The organism is Streptomyces ureilyticus (assembly GCF_011045025.1).
GTDB classification, from domain to species: domain Bacteria; phylum Actinomycetota; class Actinomycetes; order Streptomycetales; family Streptomycetaceae; genus Streptomyces; species Streptomyces ureilyticus.
Map to the genome: position 1 here is coordinate 41,021 of NZ_JAAKZX010000001.1, position 18,052 is coordinate 59,072.

Consider the following 18,052-nt stretch of genomic DNA (forward strand, 5'->3'; position numbering starts at 1 on the left):
TGGTGGTGGGTGTGCTGGTCGTGGTCATCCCTGGCCCTCGGTCAGCCGCTCCACGGCGGCGGCCAGTTCGCCGCGCTCGGCGGCCTCGTCCGCCTCGGTCAGCCGCCGCAGGGCGTCCGCGACGGTCACCTTCGGGTCGACGCGGGCGGCCTCGGTGAGCGGCTGGTTCAGCGCCTCGTAGCCGGTGGCGTAGCCCTCGTGGTAGCGGCAGAGCCGGTCGAGTTCGCCGCAGGCCGGGCAGTTCTCCCAGTCGGCGGCGTCGTACGGCTCGATCTCCATCGGCACGTCGGCGGTGGCGCGCAGCTCCAGCGCCGCGTGCGGCCGGGCCACGCCGAGGACCCGCTGCGACCAGTCCTCGGGCAGGGCGCGCAGCTGCATGGCGAGCGCGGCGGCGACGCCCGGCTGGTGCTCGGTGAGCCTCCGCCACAGGGCATCCGCCGTGGTCAGAGAGTCGGTGGGTAACGTCATGTCGGTTCCTTTCGGCCGGAGTTGGTGAGCGTGAGCAGGTTTTTGCGGACCCGGGAGACGGGGCGGGTCCGGCCGCAGACGATGCACTCCGCGACCGCACGGTCGTTGTTGGTGTCGCAGTCGGCGCACTTCCAGATGGGCACCGCCGACCCCTCCGGCTGGACCCGGAGGTCGGGCAGGCCGCGGTCGCGCATCATGTCGGCCGCGGTCTCGATGAGGGCGCCGGACAGCTCGATCTCCATCTCGTCCAGCAGCTCGGTGTGGTCCTCGGGGCGGTGTCCCCACTCGATCAGCAGGTTCGCGGCGACGTCGCGCATGCCGCTCAGCGGCGACCAGTAGCAGGCGCGCAGCCACTCGTCGGGGTCCTTGTCACTGCTCACGGGGCGTTTTCCTTCCCTGGGGCGAGGAGTTCGGCGTACTCCCGGTCGGCGGCGGCCGCGGCGCGGCCCAGCTCGGCGCGGGTGCGGTGCACACCGGCCAGCTCGCCCGGCTCCAGCTCGCTCAGCTGGTCGTACAGGGCGGCCGTCTCCTCGCGCAGGTCCGCCTGCCGGTGCAGCGCTTCGGCCCGGTCGGCGGGCGCGGCGCGTTGGTCGGTGAGGTCGCGGAACACCGCTTCGGCGGCGGCGAGCTGGTTCTGCAGCACGACGAGACGGGCGCGCAGGCCTGCGGCGCGTTCGCGGCGGGCCTGCGCGGCGGCCTCCGCGCCGGGGAAACGCACGGCGTCCAGGCCCAAGCTGAAGGCGTGCTCCGGGTGGTTCTCCGGGTCGCGGCGGTGGTGGGTGGCGTCCAGGGAGACGGCGGCGTCCAGCGCGGACAGTCCGCTGGTGCCGCCGAGCGCCGTGCGGCCCTGGGCGGCCCAGCCGTTCACGTGGTCGGCCCACCGCTCGTGGGCGGCCTGCTTGGTGATGCCGCCGGCGGCCCGGCCGATCTGCTCCCAGCTGGTGCCCTCCTCCCGTTCGGCGATGACGGCCCGGACGACGAGCGCGTCCAGCCGCTCCCGGAGGGCCAGGGCGCGGCGCAGCCGGTCGCCGGGCGGGGCGTCGGGGTCGAGCGGGATCAGGTCGTAGGCGAGGTCGCCGAGCTTGCGCGCGCCCAGCGCGAAGGACACCCGGGCCTCGTCCTTGGGGGAGAGCGTGGCCGGTCGCGGGATGGGGTCGTCGGTCATGGGGTCAGGCTAGCCCTGACGAACCCCTCGCGTCAGCCCTTCCTTGACGAGGCGCCGAGTCAAAGCGGCCTTGACGGCGATTTCGCGTCAAGGTGTGCTTGCCGTGGCCCAGCGTCAAGGCGGCCATGACGCGAGACGGACGTCAGAGATTGCCTGACAGGGGGGGTTCGTCAAGACGCTCCTGACAATCTCGGCCGTCAGGAGGAACTTGACGCGTTTTGCGGGGTTCGCCGGACCGGCGCGTCTCGGCTCGGATAATGTGCCATATCCGAGGCGATAAACCGGACATGACGACCCGTCGGCGTCCGGCCCGCCGACCGAGCGAAAGGCCGAACACACGTGCCTCACATCGAGCCCGGCATCCGCGTCTCCGGCGAAGTGCAGAACCAGACCTTCACCGGCACCGTGTCCGGCGTCGGCCGCCGGGGCGGCCGGTCCGCTCTGGCCGGCGGGAAGCTCACCGTCCTCGAACCCGGCGTGCTGGAGTCGGTCAGCGTGCGGACCGACCAGCCGCTCACCACCCCGGCCGGGCGCACCGTCCACCACGCCCGGCTGACCGGCGCGGCACTGGACAGCCTCACCGTGCTGGAGGACCAGACACTCCCCGAGCAGACCGCCGCCCGCCCCTAGCGCGCAGAGCGGCGGGGCGCCGACGCCGCAGGAGTGTCAGCGCCCCGCCGTACCGTTCCGAGCCATCCACGCCCGCCCACGAGAGGCCCCCACCACCATGGACGACCTGACCCGCCGCACCGCCGCCGACATCGCCGAAGCCCTGGACGACGGGCGCGACGTCGCCGAGTTCGTCGCCCACGCGCTGTGCCAGGTCGCCGCAGACGAGGGCGGCATCGAGGAGGTACTGCGCAACCGCTCCGGTTCCTGGGAGGCCGGACACGTCCGCAGCCTCATGGAGGGCACGGTGGGCCCGGACGGCGAAGGCCTGGCGATGTACCGCAAGGCCGCCGAGCCGGAGCCCGGCCTGTGCGACGCCGAACTCCGCAGCAGCAAGGGCACTTGGCGCCTGGACGTGCGCGTGCCCGCCCTGCTGCTGACCGGCGGCTGGCCCACCACCGAGTTCACCGACCACGACGCCACCGCGCCGACCGTCGCCGAACGCAACGAAGCCCTCGCCGCGCTCGGCTACCGCCCCGCCGACCCCGACCGCGTCGGCTGGACCTGGATCGAAGCCCAGGAATCCCCCGACCAGCCCGTCTACTTCATCGCCCACACGCAGGTCCGCCCGCTGGACCCGCAGGCCTCCGCCAGCGGGGAGTGAACCGCATGCTGAACGTGCCCGTGACCCTCACCGTGCCGCCGATAGACCGGTCGTTCACGGTGCACACCGACCGCCAGCGCTGGAGCGCCGAGCAGCTCGCCGCCGAGCCGGACGGCCGCGCCGCGCTGGAGACGGCGGTCCGCGAGGGCGTCCGCAAGGCGGCGTCCACCTGCGCCTATGCCCAACTCACCGAGCCGGACATCGACACCGCCGCACACCCGGACGGGTCGGTGACGATGACCGGCCGCGTGCTGTGCGACGAGGCCGACTGTCACACCGCCGCCCAGCGCCACCACTTCGACGCCGCCGAGTCGATCGAGGCCAAGGCCGCCGCCGACTGGGTCGCGCAGAAGGAACTGGACCTCGCCCCCGGCGAACTCGCGGTCGTGCAGGAGCGCGTCCTCACCGGCCACGACCGGCGGCAGCACCGCGCGTCGTTCGGCTTCGTGCTCATCGGGGTGCTCTGCGCGGCCGCCGGCGGGGCCATGGGCCAGTACGACTACCACAAGCCCAAGGGCGCCTCCCCCGGCACCAACGTCTCGGTGTGGTTCTGGGAGAACGTCGACTCCCTGTGCAACCACCTGGCGGTCCCCGCGGTCGTCGCCGGAACGCTCCTCGTCCTCTTCGGCTTCGGCCGCCTCGCCGTCACCAACGCCACCAAGTAGATCGAGAGGTCACACCCATGCCGCTGTCCGTACCGCTCCTCCTCGTACCGGGAGAGCCGGACCGCCACTACACCGTCCACCTGCACCGTGTGCGCTGGAGCGTCGGCGCGGTCTCCGTGCCGCTCACCGCCGACCACCTCGCGGCGCTGGGGGCCAACGCCGAGCGAGGCCTGCGGATGGTCTCCGAGTGCATCGCCGCCGAGCTGTCCGACGCCGACGTCGAGGTCACCGAGACCCCCGACGGCTCCGCCGAGGCCGTGGCCCGTGTGCTGTGCACCGAGGACGAGTGCGCCGCCGTCGCCGAGCGGTACCGCCGCGACGCCGACGAGGACGTCGAGGCGGAGGCCGCCCGCGCGTGGGCCGCCACCCGGCTCCAGGGCCAGACCGTGGAACTCCTCAAGCTCCGCAGCGAGTTGGACAAGACTGCCCCCGGCAAGACGGCCACCGACATGCTCGCCGCCCTGCTGGCCGTCCAGCAGGAGCGCACCGGCGGTCAGGCCGACCGCGTCGTGCTGTGGCTGGACGAGGCCGCCGACCTGTTCGGCGCGTCCGGGCTGTTCCCCGACCGGACCCCGGAGGGCGCGCGGGCGGAGATCGAGCGCCTGGTCCGCACCGGCCGCAAGCCGTACCCGGTCGAGGCCGAGGACGAGGACGCCGAGAGCAGGGGCAGGACCGGGTTCCAGGTGCACCGCCTCACGGACCTGGACAGCGCCCCCGACTCCACGGTCTGGGTGGGCCCGGCCCGGGGGCCGATGACTCCGACGCTCACAGCCGAGGGGCGGGCCCACCTGGATCTGCCGAACGCCTTCCACATGACGCCCGAGCACCTGGTGCGCGAGACCGAGGCACTGGCCCGCTCCGTCATCGCTGGGGAGACCCGCAGCGTCGGCGTGAAGCGGCTCGCGGAGTTGTGCGGCGAGCTGGCCCGCCGGCACGACGCCGAACCGCAGCCCCGACCGTGCCCCGGCGGCTGCCGCGAGGACGACGATCCCACCCACGACCTGGTGCACCGCATCGGGCACCGGCCCCGTGCCGTCTGGGTCGGCGAGGTACGGGCCGCCCGCATCATGCCGGGTCCGATGATGCCGCTGCACGTCCTCCCGGAGACGCTTCCGGACGACGACGCGGCCCTCGTGCTCGTCTACCGCAAGGACACGCCGGGCCTCGGTCTGCTCGACGCCCTCCTCTCCGGCAGCGAGGACGCCGTACAGGGCGCCGTCACCGGCACCCTGCGGTGGCTCACCGCGGACGGGAAGTGACCGTCATGCAGATGACCACCGTCACCCTTCCCGGCGGCACGGCCGCCGTCGTCCACTCCGAAGGCACGGCCTGGAGCCCCGTTACCGTGCGCAGGAACGGCGGCCGCGCCGGGCTCGTCAAGGACCTCTTGGAGCTCGTCGACGCCGAAGCCGCGAGCCTCGGCTGTGCCGCACTGCGCCAGGCCAGCACGGCGGCCGGGAACGTCGTCGTGGACGACGGACACGGCGTGCTGTACGCCCAGGTGCGGGTCCTGTGCACCCATGCCGAGTGCCGGGCTCTTGCCGAGCACTGCGAGAAGGTCGGCAAGCCCGACCCTGATGCTGCCGCCGCCCGGGCGTGGGCCCTGGCGCAGGCCTCCGCCGACCACGACCGAGGAGCAGAACAGCCAGTGAGTCCCGAGCAGATCGACCCGACTACCGTCGTCGCCACGTACTTCGAGGACCGGATCAGCGAGGCGCAGAAGGAAGTGGAGGAGGCTCAGGCAGCGCTCGCCGCCGCCCAGGCCAAGGTGGCGCAGCGGGAGGTCGAGCGGGACGCGTTCGCCCGGGACGGTGCGCTCCCCCCGCCCGCGTACAACAGCCCGACCGGTCAGCCGGAATGGGACCTGTGCCAGTGGGCCCAGACCCGCAGCGCCCGCGTCGCCTTCAAGGACATGACCCCCGGTGGCGACGCCGTCTTCAATCGGCTACGGGCCGAGGAGAAGGCCGCCCACACGTGGCTGCGGGAGCACGGTTACACCGTCCCCGACCCGTTCGGAGGGAAGGCGTGAACGAGGAGCACACCGGGGTGGAGGCGGCGGAATGACCGCTGTCGACGAGGAGTACGGGACCGAGCTGGAGCCGGTGGAGGTGCTCGACGCCGAGCTGGTCGAGGACGCCGACGCCCCCGGCGCCGGCGAGGTCGCCGTGCACGACCCGGTGGACGCCGTCCTCAAGGCCCTGGACGCAGACGCCGAGGAGCACCTGAACAACATCCGGCCGAAGAAGACCAAGGACGGCTACGCGCGGGACTGGGAGATCTGGGGAGAGTTCCACGACTGGCTCGCCGAGCGGACCGGCACCCGGCTGCCGCTCAGCAAGGTCACCGTGGGCACCTTCGTGTCGTTCGTGACCTACCTGGACCAGGTGGTCGAGGCCCCGCCGAACACCATCGAACGCAGGATCACCGGCGTCACCTCGGAGGCCCGCAGGCACGGCTACACCGTGCCGAAGGAGGCCACCGAGGCGGCCCGCCGCGCGCTGAAGCCGCTCCGGCTGGACAAGAAGCGCCAGAAGCGCGGCCGCGGCAAGGCGGCCTCGCTCAGCCCGGCTGACCTGCGCGCGATGGCGGAAGCCCCGCACGAGCGCCAACCACAGCCGACGGCCCGGCGTCGCACGGTCTACCGGGTGCCGGAGCTGGCCCGGCTGCGCGATCAGGCGCTCAACGCCATCAAGGTCGCCGTCGCCGGGCGCAACGAGGAGATGTCCGAGCTGGACGACCCGGACATCAAAGTCGTGGACGAAGGGCTGATCGTCAGCGTGCCCTCGGTCAAGGGCCGCCCGGAGAGGAAGGCGCCCGTCACGTACGGCGAGAACCGCAGCACCTGCCCAGTGCGCTGCTGGCAGGCGTATCGGGCCGCCAAGCTCGCCGTCGGCGCGGACCCCGACGGCCCGGCCTTCCTGCCGGTCGACCAGTGGGGCCACCAGGGCACCAAGCGCCTGTCGCCGGACGGTGTCGGCCGCGCCCTCGCGCGCTCCGCGAAGTACGCGGGCCTGACCGGGCGCCGGATCACCGGCCACTCCGCCCGGCGCACGCTGGTCACCCTCGGCATCAAGAACCGCAAGCGCGTCGACAAGCTTCGCCGTCAGGGCGGTTGGTCGGCCAACTCGCCCGTGTTTTGGGAGTACGTGGACGAGGGTGAGGCGTTCGAGGACGCCGCCACCGAAGGGATCGGACTGTGACGACCGTGACCGACCACCGAACCGAGAAGGGGGACGCGGAATGAGCCGCACCCGACAGGCAGCCCGCCTCGCCGCGCACCTCAGCGAGGTCACCGGAGTCACGGTCTCCTTGGTGTACGACAGCGGCCCCCGCTGGAACATGAGCTGGCCCGACGGCCCGACTCGCGACCAGATGCGTGCTCACCTCACCGAGGCTCTGGCCAGGCGCGACTTTGCCGACATGCGTGACCGCAAGCTGCACCTGCACCGGGGAACGTCCTCCAGGGCATGGGCGGCCCGGGCCGTCGCCTCCCGCCGGGAGGGAACTCTCGCGCCCGCCGTCGCCGAGGGCGCCGCCTGGCGGCGTTCCCATCCGTCGCCATACCGGCTCGGGAACAGCGACCTCACGCCGGAGGACTACGCGCTGCTTCTGCATGTCGAGCAGCTGATCGAGGACACGGCCTACCCGGAGCGGGCCAGCGCCCCCGAGGACGAACCGCTCATCGAGCAGCTGCTCGCCGCGGCCGGCGGCCGGGGAGCCAGTGAGTACAAGATGGCCCCCATCCTGCTCAACGCGGACCGCGCTCCGTCCGGTGAAGAGCCGCCGCAGCTGCGGCCCGTAGCAAGCGAGGAACAGCCGATGCCGCCTCGGATCCGCATGGATGCGCAGGAGACCGAGGCAGCCGAGACGGCCACCGCACGCTTCATCCAGGGCCTGCCCGGAGCCCGCGAGGTGACCACCACCGGGGAACTGGCCGCGATCCTTGCCCGACTGCCCGCGGACACCCCGCTGTTCCTCGCCGACCCGGTCGCGCACCCGGGCGCGGTCGAGGACCCGGTGCACGCCGTGGTCGCCCACCTCACCGCCTGCGCGGAGCCAAGCGACCCCGACGACCTCAACAGCGAGCACCGGATGCGGCCCGCCCTGGGGCTCACCACCATCCGGGTCGGCTACGGCCAGGACGCCGGTGCCGAGTTCGAGCGAGACGGCGTGGAGCCGTCCGACAAGCTGGCCCGCGCAGAGAACCGGCTGGACTCGACCGGCAACCTGGTCGGCGGGATTCGCGACGCCGCCGACGTCGTCGAGATGATCGCCGAACTGCTCGACGCAGGAGCCAAGTTCATCCCGTCCGACCATGACGCGCACGCCACGGTCACGGTCGAGACCTCCCGGCTGCGGCACGCCGCTGAGCGGCTGCGCAAGGCAGCACCCGACGCCCAGAAAGCCAGCGAGTAGCCCGCCCAGGGCAAGGAGGAGGGGAGAGAGCCATGGCCGTCGACTACGCCGAGCTCTGGAAGGCGCTGAACCCGCGTCAGCAGTTCTACCTGAAGACCATCTTCGAGGAGGACCAGGGACGGGAGGCCGCGCAGCGCGCGGCGGGCGCGTCGGGGAACTGGAACCGTCTCCCCGCCGCCGAGTGGCGCACGATCGACGCGTACCACGAACCGGCCGTACCCGACCTGGTGGGCCGCACCGAGCTCCAGATCCGTTGGCGCGGCGCCGGGCACCACGACCAGGGCACCGGTTCCACCATCAAGGTCCTGGTGGAACACGACCTGATCACCCTGGACGATCGGGCCACCCCGTTCGGGCGGATGCACCAGGTGGCCATGACCAAGCAGGGCCGGGCCCTGATGCGGTGGGTGACCAAGCCCCGCGCCTCCCGGACGAAGGTGCCGCTCAAGGAGCGGGCCGCCGAGCTCCTCGGACAGCTCTACGACGCGTCCAGCAGCCGCAAGGGATACCTGGACTGGGCGCGCTCGCCCACCATCGACAAGGAGCTCATCCCGCGCGGGCTGGCCCGCTCGCGCGGCACCTACCTGGGGTTCGAGATCACCGAGGAGGGCGTCGCCCACCTCGCCGCGCACCACGCCGCCTACGCCGCGGCCTACCCGAAGCTGAACCTGCCCGACCCGTCGGGCGGAGTGGGCTGGCCGGAGGAGGCGGACCGGCTGCTCGACGGGCTGCGGGGCGAATGCTGGTCGCTCGCCCACGCCGCCGAGAGGGCCGGGAAGAGGGCGCAGGAGGAACGCGCCCGGGCCGACAGCGAGTTCAGGGAGGAGTTCCACCGGCAGGAGGGGAAGCTGGCCCTGGCGATGTACCGGGAGGTCTCCGAGCTCAAGCGCGCCCACGCGAAGGCCCTGGCGGACACCTTCGACGGCTACCGGGAGCGGATGCAGACCGTGCTGACGGAGCGTCTGCCGCAGTACACGGCGGCCACGCTCGCCGCGGTGACCGCGCTGGTCGAGGGCGCCGACCCGGTGGCAGCGATCCGCGCGCAGACGGCGGCCGCCGTGGCGGAACTGCCGGCGTACACCCCGACCGGGGTGGTCGCGGTCGACGTGGAGGGCGAGCGCCTGTACGCGGAATGCCAGCGCAAGCGGCCGCGCCGGGCGACCACCACCCGCAAGGGCAAGGCGAAGGCCGCCGCCGGGCTCCACACCGAGGCCGTGCCCAGCCCGGCGCGCGGCACCGCGCTCGAACAGCCGTGGGCACTGGCCGTGCACCTGCACCGGGCCCTGCGGGACGGCTACCTCTACCGGCTGCTCGACGCTCCGCCGGAGGAGGAACGGCCGCGCAAGCGCCGCCCGGCCGGGCTGCTGGACAAGCCCGCCCTGCGGCTGCTCGTCGCCCTCGTTGCCGCCGCCCACCCCCGTCGGGCCCACCATGCCCGGACCGAGGTCGAGCGCTACGGCCAGGCCACCGAGGAGGAACTGGCGACGATTCCGCGCGGGCTGATGACGTACCAGATCAAGCAGGCCACCCGCAGCACGAAAGCGCCCGGAATCCTCGTCGACCGGGGTCTCGCCGAGTACACCAACCTGGTCCAGTACGACCGCTTTGGCCACTACGGGGACAACTGGCCGCTGCTGCACGTCACCCGGGCCGGGCGGGACCATCTCGCCGAACACCGCGACGCGTACGCCGAGTTCCACCCCGACGTCACCCTGCCCGCACAGGCCGCCCCGGCAGCCGCGACCGACGGCTGACGACGTTCCTGTCCCACCCTCGCGGCCCGTCCGCCCCGCCGACCTCCGGCGACGGTGCACGGGCCGTGGTGCCGTCCGGCGCGCACCGGGCCGCACTCCCCGCCTCCTCGCCGCGCCGGTCGGTGCCACGGGAGCGGGGGTCCGGGGGCCGGCGAAGGCCCCCGGCAGCCACCGGGCCCAGCCCACTCATCCTCATCGGCGTGCTGTAGGACTGCCCCATGGACGCAGGATGGGCCGCGGTCATCGCGGGGGCATCGGGGGCAGGCGGAGCCGCCCTGGCCGCATGGGCGACCGGACGGGCCATGGTCCGCCAGGTCCGCGTGCAGGCAGAGCAGGGATTCGACCAGTGGCTCCGGGAACGCCGCCAAGAGTCGTACGCGTCCCTGCTCAGCGCTGGCGACGCCGTGCACGACGCACTCAACACCGTCATCGGCCACACGGTCACCCCCGTGCAGCCCGACGAGCAACGCGCGGCGTGGCGCACGGTGAACGCTGCGCTCCGGGAAATCGATCGGACCGGCCGCACGGTCGCGGTCGTGGGGCCCCCGAACGTTGCCCGGAAGGGCCTCGCGATGCGCGCGGCCCTGTACGGCGTTGTAGCCGTCTGGCGTGATCCGACGATCACCGCCGCCGACCAGCGGGCTATCGCCTACGCGACCGCCAACCGGGCGTGGGAGGAGTCCGCCACGCTCTTCCTGGCAGTGGTGGAGCAGGTCATGCAGACGTTCGACGGAGGCAGGACGGCCTAGCTCGCCCCAACAATCCGGGACCCTAACCCTAGGGTTGACAACTGGCCTCAACTCTAGGGTTAATGGGGAGGTAACCGCGCCCAGGGAGGGACCGTCATGACGCAGAACCCCGCCGCCCGCTTTCTCCAAGACACCGACGAGGTCGCCATCCGCCGCATCCGTCGCGAGGAGGCCCGCAGCCGTCACCAGCGCACCGCTTCCGCTCAGCGCCGCGCCAACTACCTCAAAGACGCCGCCGACCGCCTCGGTTCCCAGCAGGCCGTCGCCGACCGCCTGGGCACCAGTGGCGCCGCCGTTTCCAAGGCCATCACTCAGGCGTCAACCCGCCAGACCGCCGAGGAACTGCCGGTCACCTACATCGAGGTCGAACTCCCGACAGCCAGCGACGCCGTCCTCACCGCCGACGAGTGGCGCCAACTCCCCGAGGCCGACAGGCCCGCTGCTGCCCATGTCGCGGAAAGCGCCTGGCGGGCACGAGCCCGCCTCCTCCAGGGCATGCTCCACACCGCCGAGCAGACGGCCCGAGCGTATGGCGAGGTCTGGTACAACCACCGTCGCGGCCTCGATCAGCTCACCGTCAAGCAGATGCACGAGGAACTGCGTGAGGAAGAGTCCGGCCTGCCCGACCACCTGCTGCCCTCGACCACTGGCGAGCTGGCTGCTGCGGTGACCCTGGCCGCAGAGGCTGCCGAGTCTCTCCGTCAGCAGCTGGTCGCCTGTTGGGCCGAGCAGGACCGCTGGCGCGATCGCCAGAATGGTCAGCTCTGACATTGCGGGCACGACGACGGCGTCGGATCGGTGGGGCAGTGGTTGGCGCTGAGAAGGATCTTGAGCCTGGCCTCTCACAAACGACAGTGCGTCCGCGTCCCGAGCAGCGCGTACGGCCTCGGTCAGCTCGTCGCGGCATGGCGGGAACTGCGGGCGGCTCGCTGTCGCTGCTCTTCCTTGGTGAGCGGTTGTTTGGCGCTCTTGGGGCGCGTCAGGGCGTCCTCGGGGTCCCAGCCCCGCGTCATCAGACGCATCTTGAGCTGGGCACGGCTTACATCGAATCGTGAGTCCGCCAGCCATTCGTCGAGCGTCTTGCTCTCCCCGAACGCGGTGAACGATTTTGTCGCACGGACGGGTGTGGTGAGCGCGTCGACGGCCTTCCAGCCGGATTCCAAGCGCTTCCGCAGCCGGTCCAAGGTCACCACACACCGCTTGTCCTTGGCCCAGGCTCGAATCGACTTCTTCTCGCCGAAAGCCTCGTACACGGGGCGGTGCTCGGCGAGGGCCTCCAGGAGGGGCGTGCCCTCCTGCACCCTCTTTGTCAGTGTGGAGCGGCTGACCTCGCACCGTTCGTCCTGCGACCACTCGCGCAACGACTTCGTTTCCCCAAACGCCGTGTATCCCTGTCTCTGCGAATCTGAGCGGAGCGCCTGTTCCAGGGGCGTACCTCCCAGCACCCGGGAGCGCAGGACGATGTAGCTGACCTCACAGCGTTCGTCCGTGCTCCAGGCTTCGAGCGTCTTGCGCTCTCCGAAGGCCCCGTACTGCGCGGGAGGACGAGCGACCACAGGGATGCCAGCCCTATCTACGGCGTCCGGTGCGAGCGGAGTGGCCAACGCCTCCTCGGGCGGCAGGCCATCGAGTAGCCGCTTCCTCAAGTGCCAGCCGTCGACCGCGCAGCGCGGATCGTCTTCCCAGGCCCGGAGGGTCTTCTCGTCGCCGAACGCGAGGAGGTAATCCCTCTCCCGCGACATGCCCTTTCTGCGCAGGACAGCTTTGTCGGGGCTGATTCCGGCGGCGAGGCGGGCCTTGAGTGTCACGAGCGTGACCTCGCACCGCCGGTCCCTCGCGAGGGCTTCCGCAGAGGAGAAGGACCTCCCGAACGCCACCAGTTCCATGACCAGAATCTAGCACTGGGATACGTTTCTGGGCCCGGCGTGGGCGTCAGGCGGTGCTCTCCAAGAAGTCGCGGACCAGCGGCACGTCCTTGCGTGCAGCGAGCTTGGAGCGCAGGTTGTCCAGGGTGGAGGTGCCGCGGGCGGAGGTGACGCCGCCCATGTGGTCGACGGCTCGGTGCGCGGTGTCCACGGCCCCGTCGAGATCGTCGAGCGCGATCCGGGCCTCCGCCTCCCGCGCCAGGTAGATGGCGGCGCCGCGGGGGAAGTCGTCCTCGCGGTAGACGTCGGCACTGCGCCGCCCGTCCTCGGCGTCGGTGAACTGCGTCAGTGCCTCCCCCGGACGGCCGAGGTTGAGCGCACAGGACCCGGCCAGCATCCGCAGTTCGCCGAGGTTGACCCAGTACACGCAGTCCGGGTCCTCTTCCGGGGAGCGGTCGCGGGCCCGGTCGTAGGCGTCCAGCGCGGCGTTCTGAGCGCGGGCGGAGGCCCGGGAGTCGCCCGCGTGCGCGTGGGCGCGGGCGAGCCGGGCGTGCAGCATCGCCGCCATCCTCGGTGAGTCGATCCGGAGGGCCTGACCGAGCGCGCCGTGCACCAGGTCGGCCGCGCCGCGCGGGTCGCCGGTCGAGTAGCGCATGATCGCCCAGAAGGCGAGCGTGTTGGCGGTCACCACCGGGTCATGGGAGGAGGAGGCCGCCCGCAGGGCGACCAGGTAGTACTCCTCCGCCAGGGCGTGATAGCCGGAGTCGTACGCGGTCCACGCGCAGATCCGGGACGCTTCGGCGGCAGCGCCGTACAGCTGGCGGGTGGTCTCCTCGGTGCACGTCCTGGTCTTGAGGGTCGTCGTGATCAGCCGGAGCTGAGCGCGGGCGGAGGCGTGGACCTGACCGGAGCCGAGCTGGTCGTCCTGGCGCCGCAGGATGGCGAGGGACTTGTCGAACAGGGCGGGTGTCTGCCTGCCGATGCGGCGGCCTTGGGTGCGGGCGGTGGCTGGCTCGGCGGCGGCGGCCCCGGCGAGCAGCGGGGCTATCCCCGTGACGACAAGGAATCCCCTGCGTTCCATAGGCCCTCCTGTGGCGGCAACGCGATCCAGTAGCTCGATCGTGGTCTGTGGGTTCCACGCGGCGTCAAGTAGTTGCCGCTCTCGGATGCATGCCAGCTTCAGCCACTCCGGCCAGGGCCGGGCCGTGATCTCCTCCGCCGGGATGCCGTGCAGGGCCGCCATGGCCAGCTGGGCGGGCATCTCCGGGGTGATGCCGTACCGGGTCCAGCGTGTGACCCGCTTGCGGTCCTTCGTCGCGATCCGGCCGTACCCGAGCCTGCGGTGTTCGCCGTCTAATCGCGTCAAGTATTTGGTGGCCGACCAGCCGTTGAGGTGGAGCAGGTAGGTCAGCGGGTGCCCGTCAATCTCCACCCCCTCATGGTGCCCGCTCAAGTAGCGGGCCGACACGAGCCTGCCCGAACCGGTCTGCGGCATGGGAACGCCTGGTAACGCCGTGGGCACACCTGGGCACGCCCCACCGCCTTCCGGACCTGCGGGAACGCCGCGAAGGTAACCGGCACGAGGAAGGAGGGGTCAATGGAGACCATCCCGCAAGTCGACCGCCGCCCCGCTCACGCCGATTGGGAGCAACGCGGCAGTGTCCTGCTGACGGGCGTCTTGGACGCCGAGCGGGTGAAGGCGGTGGCCGGCGAGGCGTTGATGCGGATCGGCACGGCCACCCCGTACGAACGGGACGAGGTCAGCTCCCGCCGGGACGGCTCGTTCGCCTCCCCGGTGCACTGCGGCTTCCTGCCTGCCGGGCCGCTGCTGGAGCAACTCGCCTTCGACAAGCAGCTGCTGACGGTGCTGCGGGAGGCGACGGGGATGCCCCGGCTGGTGCCGCGGGGCGGTTCGGTGGTCGTCTACCGCCAGGGCGACTTCCAGGGTCTGCACACCGACACGGTCAAGGCGACCGTCACCGTGGGCATCGCCCTGACCGAGGGCCTCCCGGCCATGTGGTGGGCTCCGTCGCTGCGCGATGCGATGCCGGACGAGCTGGCCAAGGTGGTCGCCGACAAGGGGATTCTCCCCGAGTGCGCCGAGTTCGAGCGGCTGGAGCACCCGCCCGCCGACGGCAGCGTGCGGGCGTTCGCCGGGTACAGCATCCCGCACTGGCGCATCCCGTACCCCGGTGAGGAACCGGGTCTGCTGGCCACCTTCTCCTACATGGACCTGTGAGGCCGCGATGACGCTGCGACAGACGTGGCTGGCCGAGGGCCGGGCCGAGGTTCCCGCAGACGCGATCGAGCCGGGCCTGTGGGAGGAGATCGCCGAGGAGGCCGCGCACTGCGCGACGGTGGCCGTGGTCCGGCACAACCGGCGCCCCGGCCTGCTGGTCATGCGGGACGGCTCGATCACCTCGCCCCAGCGTTGCCGGGTGCACCCCGGCGGGAAGGCGCTGAACGCGCTGGCCCGCTCCAAGGTGCTCGCGGATATCGCCGGGGAGGCCACCGGACAGGCGCGGATGACGCCGATCCGGTACGGCTACAAGTTCTACGCGCCGGGCGACTACATGCACGTCCACCGTGATGACGGCAAGTGCGACATCACGTTCTCCTGCGGGCTGACGCCGAACCTGGCCCCGATGGGCTGGCTGCCGCGCCTGCGCTACCTGTCCACGCAGCAGGTCGCCGACGAACTCCAGGAGGAGCCCTACCCGCAGGGCGGCGAGGAGTTCTCGATCCTGCACCGCGTGCTGTCCGGATTCGACGGACGTCGGATCCCCCACTGGCGTACCCCGCTCGACACCCAGTCGGGCGAGGTGCTGATCACCATCTGCTTCTCCGACCTCTCGGTGAAGCCGTCGTAGATCCATCGACCCCCTAGGAGGGCCCGATGACCACTGTCGAGCACACCACCCCGGCGTCCGTCGACCCGGCGGACTTCGTGACCTCGCTCCACGAGGAAGGCCAGCTGCCCCAGAACGCGGGCGGCGACCCGTCCGTGCCGGACTCCGCCTTCCCGCAGCACCACGTCTACGAGCAGCCCGCCGCCGTCTGACGCACGGGCCGCTGTGACCTGAAGCCGGTCGCCGCACCCGCCTCTTCCCGGCGGCCTGCGGCGGCCGGCGCCGTTTCCCCACCCCCGAAGGGAGCACCGCCGCCGTGCGCAAGGTGTACTTCGACGGTACGCACCGCACCCGTCCGCCCGAGGAGACCTGGGAGACGATCCGCCCCCTGCTCCCCTCGTACGGCATCACCCGCGTCGCGGACGTCACCGGCCTGGACGACCTCGGTATCCCCGTCACCATGGCGGTGCGCCCGCTGGCCCGCACGCTGTCGGTCGCCCAGGGCAAGGGCGCCACCCTGGCGGCCGCCCGCGTCTCCGGCGCGATGGAGGCGATCGAGGCGTGGCACGGTGAACGCGCTGTCCCCGAGCCCGAGTTCCGGGCTCCGGCCGACCATCTGGACCTGCCCTACCCCCTCACCTCGCTGGAGGCGCACCCCGGCAGCCTGGTCACCCCCCGCACCGTGCTGGAGTGGATCACCGCCCGGTCCCTCACCGACGGCACTGCGGTGGCCGTCCCCGCCGCCGGTGTCCGGCTCGGCCGCCAGGTGCACGACGCGTGGCGGCTGCACCTGCCCAGCTCCTCCACCAACGGTCTGGCGAGCGGCAACACCCGGGCCGAAGGCCTCTGCCATGCCCTGTGCGAGCTGATCGAACGGGACGTGATCAGCGACCTGAGCGACGGGCACCGGCCGGTGGCCGCGCAGCGCATCGAGGCGGCGAGCGTCGAGGACGCCGGGTGCGCCGCCCTGCTCGAACGGCTCAGCCGGGCCCGGATCTGGCATGAGCTGTGGAGCCTGCCGAACCGGTTCGGGGTGCCGGTGATGGTCTGCTACCTGTGGCGCGAGGACCAGCCCACACTGCTGGTGTCCGGCTCCGGCGCCCACCTGGACCCGCACATCGCGCTGTCGCGGGCCGTCACCGAGGCCGCCCAGACCCGGCTGACCCAGATCACCGGAAGCCGGGAGGACATCCATCCCCTCGCCTTTAAGCCCGGCCCCCACGCCGCCCCCGGCCACGACCGCGGGCCGACCGCCCCGTGGGCCCACCTTGTCCGGCCGTACGTCACCGGTCACGCCACCGACGAGGACGAGGCGGCGTATCTGGCGGCCGTGGTCGCCGCCCGCACCGGCGCCGCGCCGCTGGTCGTCGATCTGTCCTGGGGCCGGTTCCACCGGCGCGGCCTGCACGTGGTCAAGGTGATCGCCCCGCACCTGCGGTACGTCTCGCGCCACACCATCCCCCGGCCCGCATCCAGCAAGGCGGCAGCAGCATGACCCTTCACGTCTTCTCCGGGCCCACCCTGCCCGCCGACCGGGTCCGCGCGATCGTCCCCGCCGCGGTGTGCCATCCCCCGGTCCGCCACGGTGACCTTCTGGCGCTCGGCGCCTGCGAGGGGGACGTGGTGCTCATCATCGACGGTCTGTGGCACCAGAGTGCGCCGGTGCGGCACAAGGAGATCCTGCTGCTGCTCGACGCCGGTGTCGCCGTGGTCGGCGCCGCCAGCATGGGCGCCCTGCGTGCCGCCGAGCTGCGCGCGTTCGGGATGCTCGGCGCCGGGAAGGTCTTCGAGGCCTTCCGCACCGGGCAGTTGGAGGCCGACGAGGAGGTCGCCGTCCTGCACACCCCCGACGGCCAGCAGCTCACCGAGGCCCTGGTCAACCTGCGCTGCGCCATCCGCGGCGCGGCCGCCGACCAGCAGGTCACCCCAAAGGAGGCGGCCGCGCTGGAGGAGACGGCCCGCCGCCTGCCCTACACCCGGCGCACCTGGACCGCGCTGCACCGCGCGACGGCCAGCACGGACCTCCCGGCCGCGCTGCACAGAGTCGACCTGTGGCGCCAGAGCCACCCCTACGACGTCAAGCGTGAGGACGCCGAGTACGCGCTGCGCTGGATCGACAGCCCCGACTTCGCCGTCTACCGGCCCTTCACCGACCCGATGAGCGGACAGGCGTGGCGCACCAGCTTCACCACCCTGTGGCAAGGCCTGTACGCGCCCGCCGGGCAGGCCCCGGCCCCCCAACTGCCCCTCGGCGCGCTGATGCAGTACCAGCAGCTCTACGACCCGGCGTTCCCCGGACGGTGGCGCACCCGGGTCCTGGCCGCCGTCGCCCGCCCCGGCGGCGGCCCGCAGGAGGCGGAGGCGGCCGCGGTGAAGTCCGCCGCCGACCGGGGCGTGCACGCCGACGCACTCGCCGTCGACCAGCTCGCGTTCTGGCTCACCGAGCCAGAGCTTCAGGCACTGGACTCCGCCGAGCTACTGCGGCGGGTGATGGTGCGCTCCGCCAGCTTCGACAGCGCCTGGAGCGTGTGGCCCGCCACCCGCGAGGACGCCGCCGGACTGCTGGCCGATGCGGAGGCCACGGCGTCCACCGTGGCGGCCGCGCTGGAGCTGAACGCCGCCGTCGCTGCCGACCACCCGCAGCACGACGTCGCCCGCCTCGCCCCGGACCGGCTCGCCCGGCACGTCGCCGCCCGCTGGGGTCTTGCCGACGAGGCGGGCGCCCGGGAGTGCGATGCCGCCGCCCGGGACCGGGGCTTTCGCGACTGGACAGGCGCCGTGGGCGCGGCCCGCTCGTACTACCTGCTCCAGCGCGAGCGCGAGCGGCAGGCCGCCGACCGGTGATCCG

20 protein-coding genes are annotated in these 18,052 nt (G+C 72.4%); 15 read left to right on the plus strand and 5 right to left on the minus strand.

The features are described from left to right. Nucleotides 1-24: 24 nt before the first annotated feature. The 3 genes from G6048_RS00230 to G6048_RS00240 are packed head-to-tail and all read right to left on the minus strand — an operon-like array spanning nucleotide 25 to nucleotide 1,633. Nucleotides 25-468: a hypothetical protein gene (locus G6048_RS00230; protein ID WP_165337330.1), complete on the minus strand. Its 444-nt coding sequence runs from the start codon at nucleotides 466-468 to the stop codon at nucleotides 25-27. Further along, nucleotides 465-848 (minus strand): hypothetical protein, encoded by a 384-nt coding sequence (locus G6048_RS00235; protein WP_165337331.1) that lies wholly within the window; start codon nucleotides 846-848, stop codon nucleotides 465-467. The genes G6048_RS00230 and G6048_RS00235 overlap by 4 nt, the downstream gene beginning before the upstream one ends. Continuing rightward, complete coding sequence (locus tag G6048_RS00240; protein WP_165337332.1) at nucleotides 845-1,633, minus strand: hypothetical protein; 789 nt, start codon at nucleotides 1,631-1,633, stop codon at nucleotides 845-847. The genes G6048_RS00235 and G6048_RS00240 overlap by 4 nt, the downstream gene beginning before the upstream one ends. Nucleotides 1,634-1,972: 339 nt before the next feature. On the opposite strand from G6048_RS00240, the gene G6048_RS00245 reads away from it, so the two are divergent. The 10 genes from G6048_RS00245 (at nucleotide 1,973) to G6048_RS00290 (ending at nucleotide 11,258) form a co-directional block, all read left to right on the plus strand. Continuing rightward, nucleotides 1,973-2,263, plus strand: a complete 291-nt coding sequence (locus G6048_RS00245) for a hypothetical protein (protein ID WP_165337333.1) — start codon at nucleotides 1,973-1,975, stop codon at nucleotides 2,261-2,263. A gap of 97 nt (nucleotides 2,264-2,360) precedes the next feature. Next, nucleotides 2,361-2,906 carry a DUF6303 family protein gene (locus G6048_RS00250; protein ID WP_165337334.1) on the plus strand — a complete coding sequence of 182 codons (546 nt, stop codon included), beginning with the start codon at nucleotides 2,361-2,363 and terminating at the stop codon, nucleotides 2,904-2,906. Between the two features lie 5 nt (nucleotides 2,907-2,911). Continuing rightward, on the plus strand, nucleotides 2,912-3,571 hold the full coding sequence (locus G6048_RS00255; protein ID WP_165337335.1) for a hypothetical protein: 660 nt from the start codon (nucleotides 2,912-2,914) through the stop codon (nucleotides 3,569-3,571). A 17-nt stretch (nucleotides 3,572-3,588) separates the two neighbouring features. Continuing rightward, nucleotides 3,589-4,830, plus strand: a complete 1,242-nt coding sequence (locus tag G6048_RS00260; RefSeq protein ID WP_165337336.1) for a hypothetical protein — start codon at nucleotides 3,589-3,591, stop codon at nucleotides 4,828-4,830. An 11-nt stretch (nucleotides 4,831-4,841) separates the two neighbouring features. Continuing rightward, nucleotides 4,842-5,600, plus strand: a complete 759-nt coding sequence (locus G6048_RS00265) for a hypothetical protein (RefSeq protein WP_165337337.1) — start codon at nucleotides 4,842-4,844, stop codon at nucleotides 5,598-5,600. A gap of 31 nt (nucleotides 5,601-5,631) precedes the next feature. After that, nucleotides 5,632-6,771 carry a site-specific integrase gene (locus G6048_RS00270; RefSeq protein ID WP_165337338.1) on the plus strand — a complete coding sequence of 380 codons (1,140 nt, stop codon included), beginning with the start codon at nucleotides 5,632-5,634 and terminating at the stop codon, nucleotides 6,769-6,771. Nucleotides 6,772-6,811: 40 nt separating this feature from the next. Further along, entirely contained in the window at nucleotides 6,812-7,987 is a 1,176-nt protein-coding gene (locus G6048_RS00275; RefSeq protein ID WP_165337339.1) for a hypothetical protein, read from the plus strand. Nucleotides 7,988-8,019: 32 nt separating this feature from the next. Continuing rightward, nucleotides 8,020-9,741 carry a hypothetical protein gene (locus tag G6048_RS00280; protein WP_165337340.1) on the plus strand — a complete coding sequence of 574 codons (1,722 nt, stop codon included), beginning with the start codon at nucleotides 8,020-8,022 and terminating at the stop codon, nucleotides 9,739-9,741. A gap of 218 nt (nucleotides 9,742-9,959) precedes the next feature. Continuing rightward, nucleotides 9,960-10,490 (plus strand): hypothetical protein, encoded by a 531-nt coding sequence (locus G6048_RS00285; protein WP_165337341.1) that lies wholly within the window; start codon nucleotides 9,960-9,962, stop codon nucleotides 10,488-10,490. A 96-nt stretch (nucleotides 10,491-10,586) separates the two neighbouring features. Beyond that, entirely contained in the window at nucleotides 10,587-11,258 is a 672-nt protein-coding gene (locus tag G6048_RS00290; RefSeq protein WP_165337342.1) for a hypothetical protein, read from the plus strand. A 122-nt stretch (nucleotides 11,259-11,380) separates the two neighbouring features. Here G6048_RS00290 and G6048_RS00295 read toward each other — a convergent pair whose 3' ends face one another. Then, nucleotides 11,381-12,376, minus strand: coding sequence for a hypothetical protein (locus G6048_RS00295; protein WP_165337343.1), 996 nt, complete (start codon nucleotides 12,374-12,376; stop codon nucleotides 11,381-11,383). A 46-nt stretch (nucleotides 12,377-12,422) separates the two neighbouring features. Next, nucleotides 12,423-13,787 carry a transcriptional regulator gene (locus tag G6048_RS00300; protein ID WP_165337344.1) on the minus strand — a complete coding sequence of 455 codons (1,365 nt, stop codon included), beginning with the start codon at nucleotides 13,785-13,787 and terminating at the stop codon, nucleotides 12,423-12,425. Between the two features lie 165 nt (nucleotides 13,788-13,952). Here G6048_RS00300 and G6048_RS00305 point away from each other — a divergent pair, with 165 nt between their 5' ends. The 5 genes from G6048_RS00305 to G6048_RS00325 all read left to right on the plus strand — a co-directional run bounded on the left by G6048_RS00305 (nucleotide 13,953) and on the right by G6048_RS00325 (nucleotide 18,048). Beyond that, nucleotides 13,953-14,594, plus strand: a complete 642-nt coding sequence (locus G6048_RS00305; protein WP_165337345.1) for a hypothetical protein — start codon at nucleotides 13,953-13,955, stop codon at nucleotides 14,592-14,594. A gap of 7 nt (nucleotides 14,595-14,601) precedes the next feature. After that, a complete protein-coding gene (locus tag G6048_RS00310) occupies nucleotides 14,602-15,225 on the plus strand; it encodes a hypothetical protein (RefSeq protein ID WP_165337346.1) in 624 nt (207 codons plus the stop codon). 26 nt (nucleotides 15,226-15,251) lie between these two features. After that, entirely contained in the window at nucleotides 15,252-15,416 is a 165-nt protein-coding gene (locus tag G6048_RS00315; RefSeq protein WP_165337347.1) for a hypothetical protein, read from the plus strand. Nucleotides 15,417-15,520: 104 nt separating this feature from the next. Continuing rightward, entirely contained in the window at nucleotides 15,521-16,699 is a 1,179-nt protein-coding gene (locus G6048_RS00320) for a YcaO-like family protein (protein WP_165337348.1), read from the plus strand. Beyond that, nucleotides 16,696-18,048, plus strand: a complete 1,353-nt coding sequence (locus tag G6048_RS00325; protein ID WP_165337349.1) for a TfuA-like protein — start codon at nucleotides 16,696-16,698, stop codon at nucleotides 18,046-18,048. Before G6048_RS00320 ends, G6048_RS00325 begins: the two co-directional genes overlap by 4 nt. Nucleotides 18,049-18,052: the final 4 nt, after the last annotated feature.

Bases quoted from the DNA above. Each gene is read 5' to 3' on its own strand.
- G6048_RS00310 (WP_165337346.1), top strand. From the start codon at position 14,602: ATGACGCTGCGACAGACGTGGCTGGCCGAGGGCCGGGCCGAGGTTCCC.
- G6048_RS00270 (WP_165337338.1), top strand. From the start codon at position 5,632: ATGACCGCTGTCGACGAGGAGTACGGGACCGAGCTGGAGCCGGTGGAG.
- G6048_RS00260 (WP_165337336.1), top strand. From the start codon at position 3,589: ATGCCGCTGTCCGTACCGCTCCTCCTCGTACCGGGAGAGCCGGACCGC.
- G6048_RS00250 (WP_165337334.1), top strand. From the start codon at position 2,361: ATGGACGACCTGACCCGCCGCACCGCCGCCGACATCGCCGAAGCCCTG.
- G6048_RS00285 (WP_165337341.1), top strand. From the start codon at position 9,960: ATGGACGCAGGATGGGCCGCGGTCATCGCGGGGGCATCGGGGGCAGGC.
- G6048_RS00295 (WP_165337343.1), bottom strand. From the start codon at position 12,376: ATGGAACTGGTGGCGTTCGGGAGGTCCTTCTCCTCTGCGGAAGCCCTC.
- G6048_RS00255 (WP_165337335.1), top strand. From the start codon at position 2,912: ATGCTGAACGTGCCCGTGACCCTCACCGTGCCGCCGATAGACCGGTCG.
- G6048_RS00265 (WP_165337337.1), top strand. From the start codon at position 4,842: ATGACCACCGTCACCCTTCCCGGCGGCACGGCCGCCGTCGTCCACTCC.
- G6048_RS00275 (WP_165337339.1), top strand. From the start codon at position 6,812: ATGAGCCGCACCCGACAGGCAGCCCGCCTCGCCGCGCACCTCAGCGAG.
- G6048_RS00315 (WP_165337347.1), top strand. From the start codon at position 15,252: ATGACCACTGTCGAGCACACCACCCCGGCGTCCGTCGACCCGGCGGAC.
- G6048_RS00290 (WP_165337342.1), top strand. From the start codon at position 10,587: ATGACGCAGAACCCCGCCGCCCGCTTTCTCCAAGACACCGACGAGGTC.
- G6048_RS00325 (WP_165337349.1), top strand. From the start codon at position 16,696: ATGACCCTTCACGTCTTCTCCGGGCCCACCCTGCCCGCCGACCGGGTC.
- G6048_RS00230 (WP_165337330.1), bottom strand. From the start codon at position 468: ATGACGTTACCCACCGACTCTCTGACCACGGCGGATGCCCTGTGGCGG.
- G6048_RS00280 (WP_165337340.1), top strand. From the start codon at position 8,020: ATGGCCGTCGACTACGCCGAGCTCTGGAAGGCGCTGAACCCGCGTCAG.
- G6048_RS00305 (WP_165337345.1), top strand. From the start codon at position 13,953: ATGGAGACCATCCCGCAAGTCGACCGCCGCCCCGCTCACGCCGATTGG.
- G6048_RS00240 (WP_165337332.1), bottom strand. From the start codon at position 1,633: ATGACCGACGACCCCATCCCGCGACCGGCCACGCTCTCCCCCAAGGAC.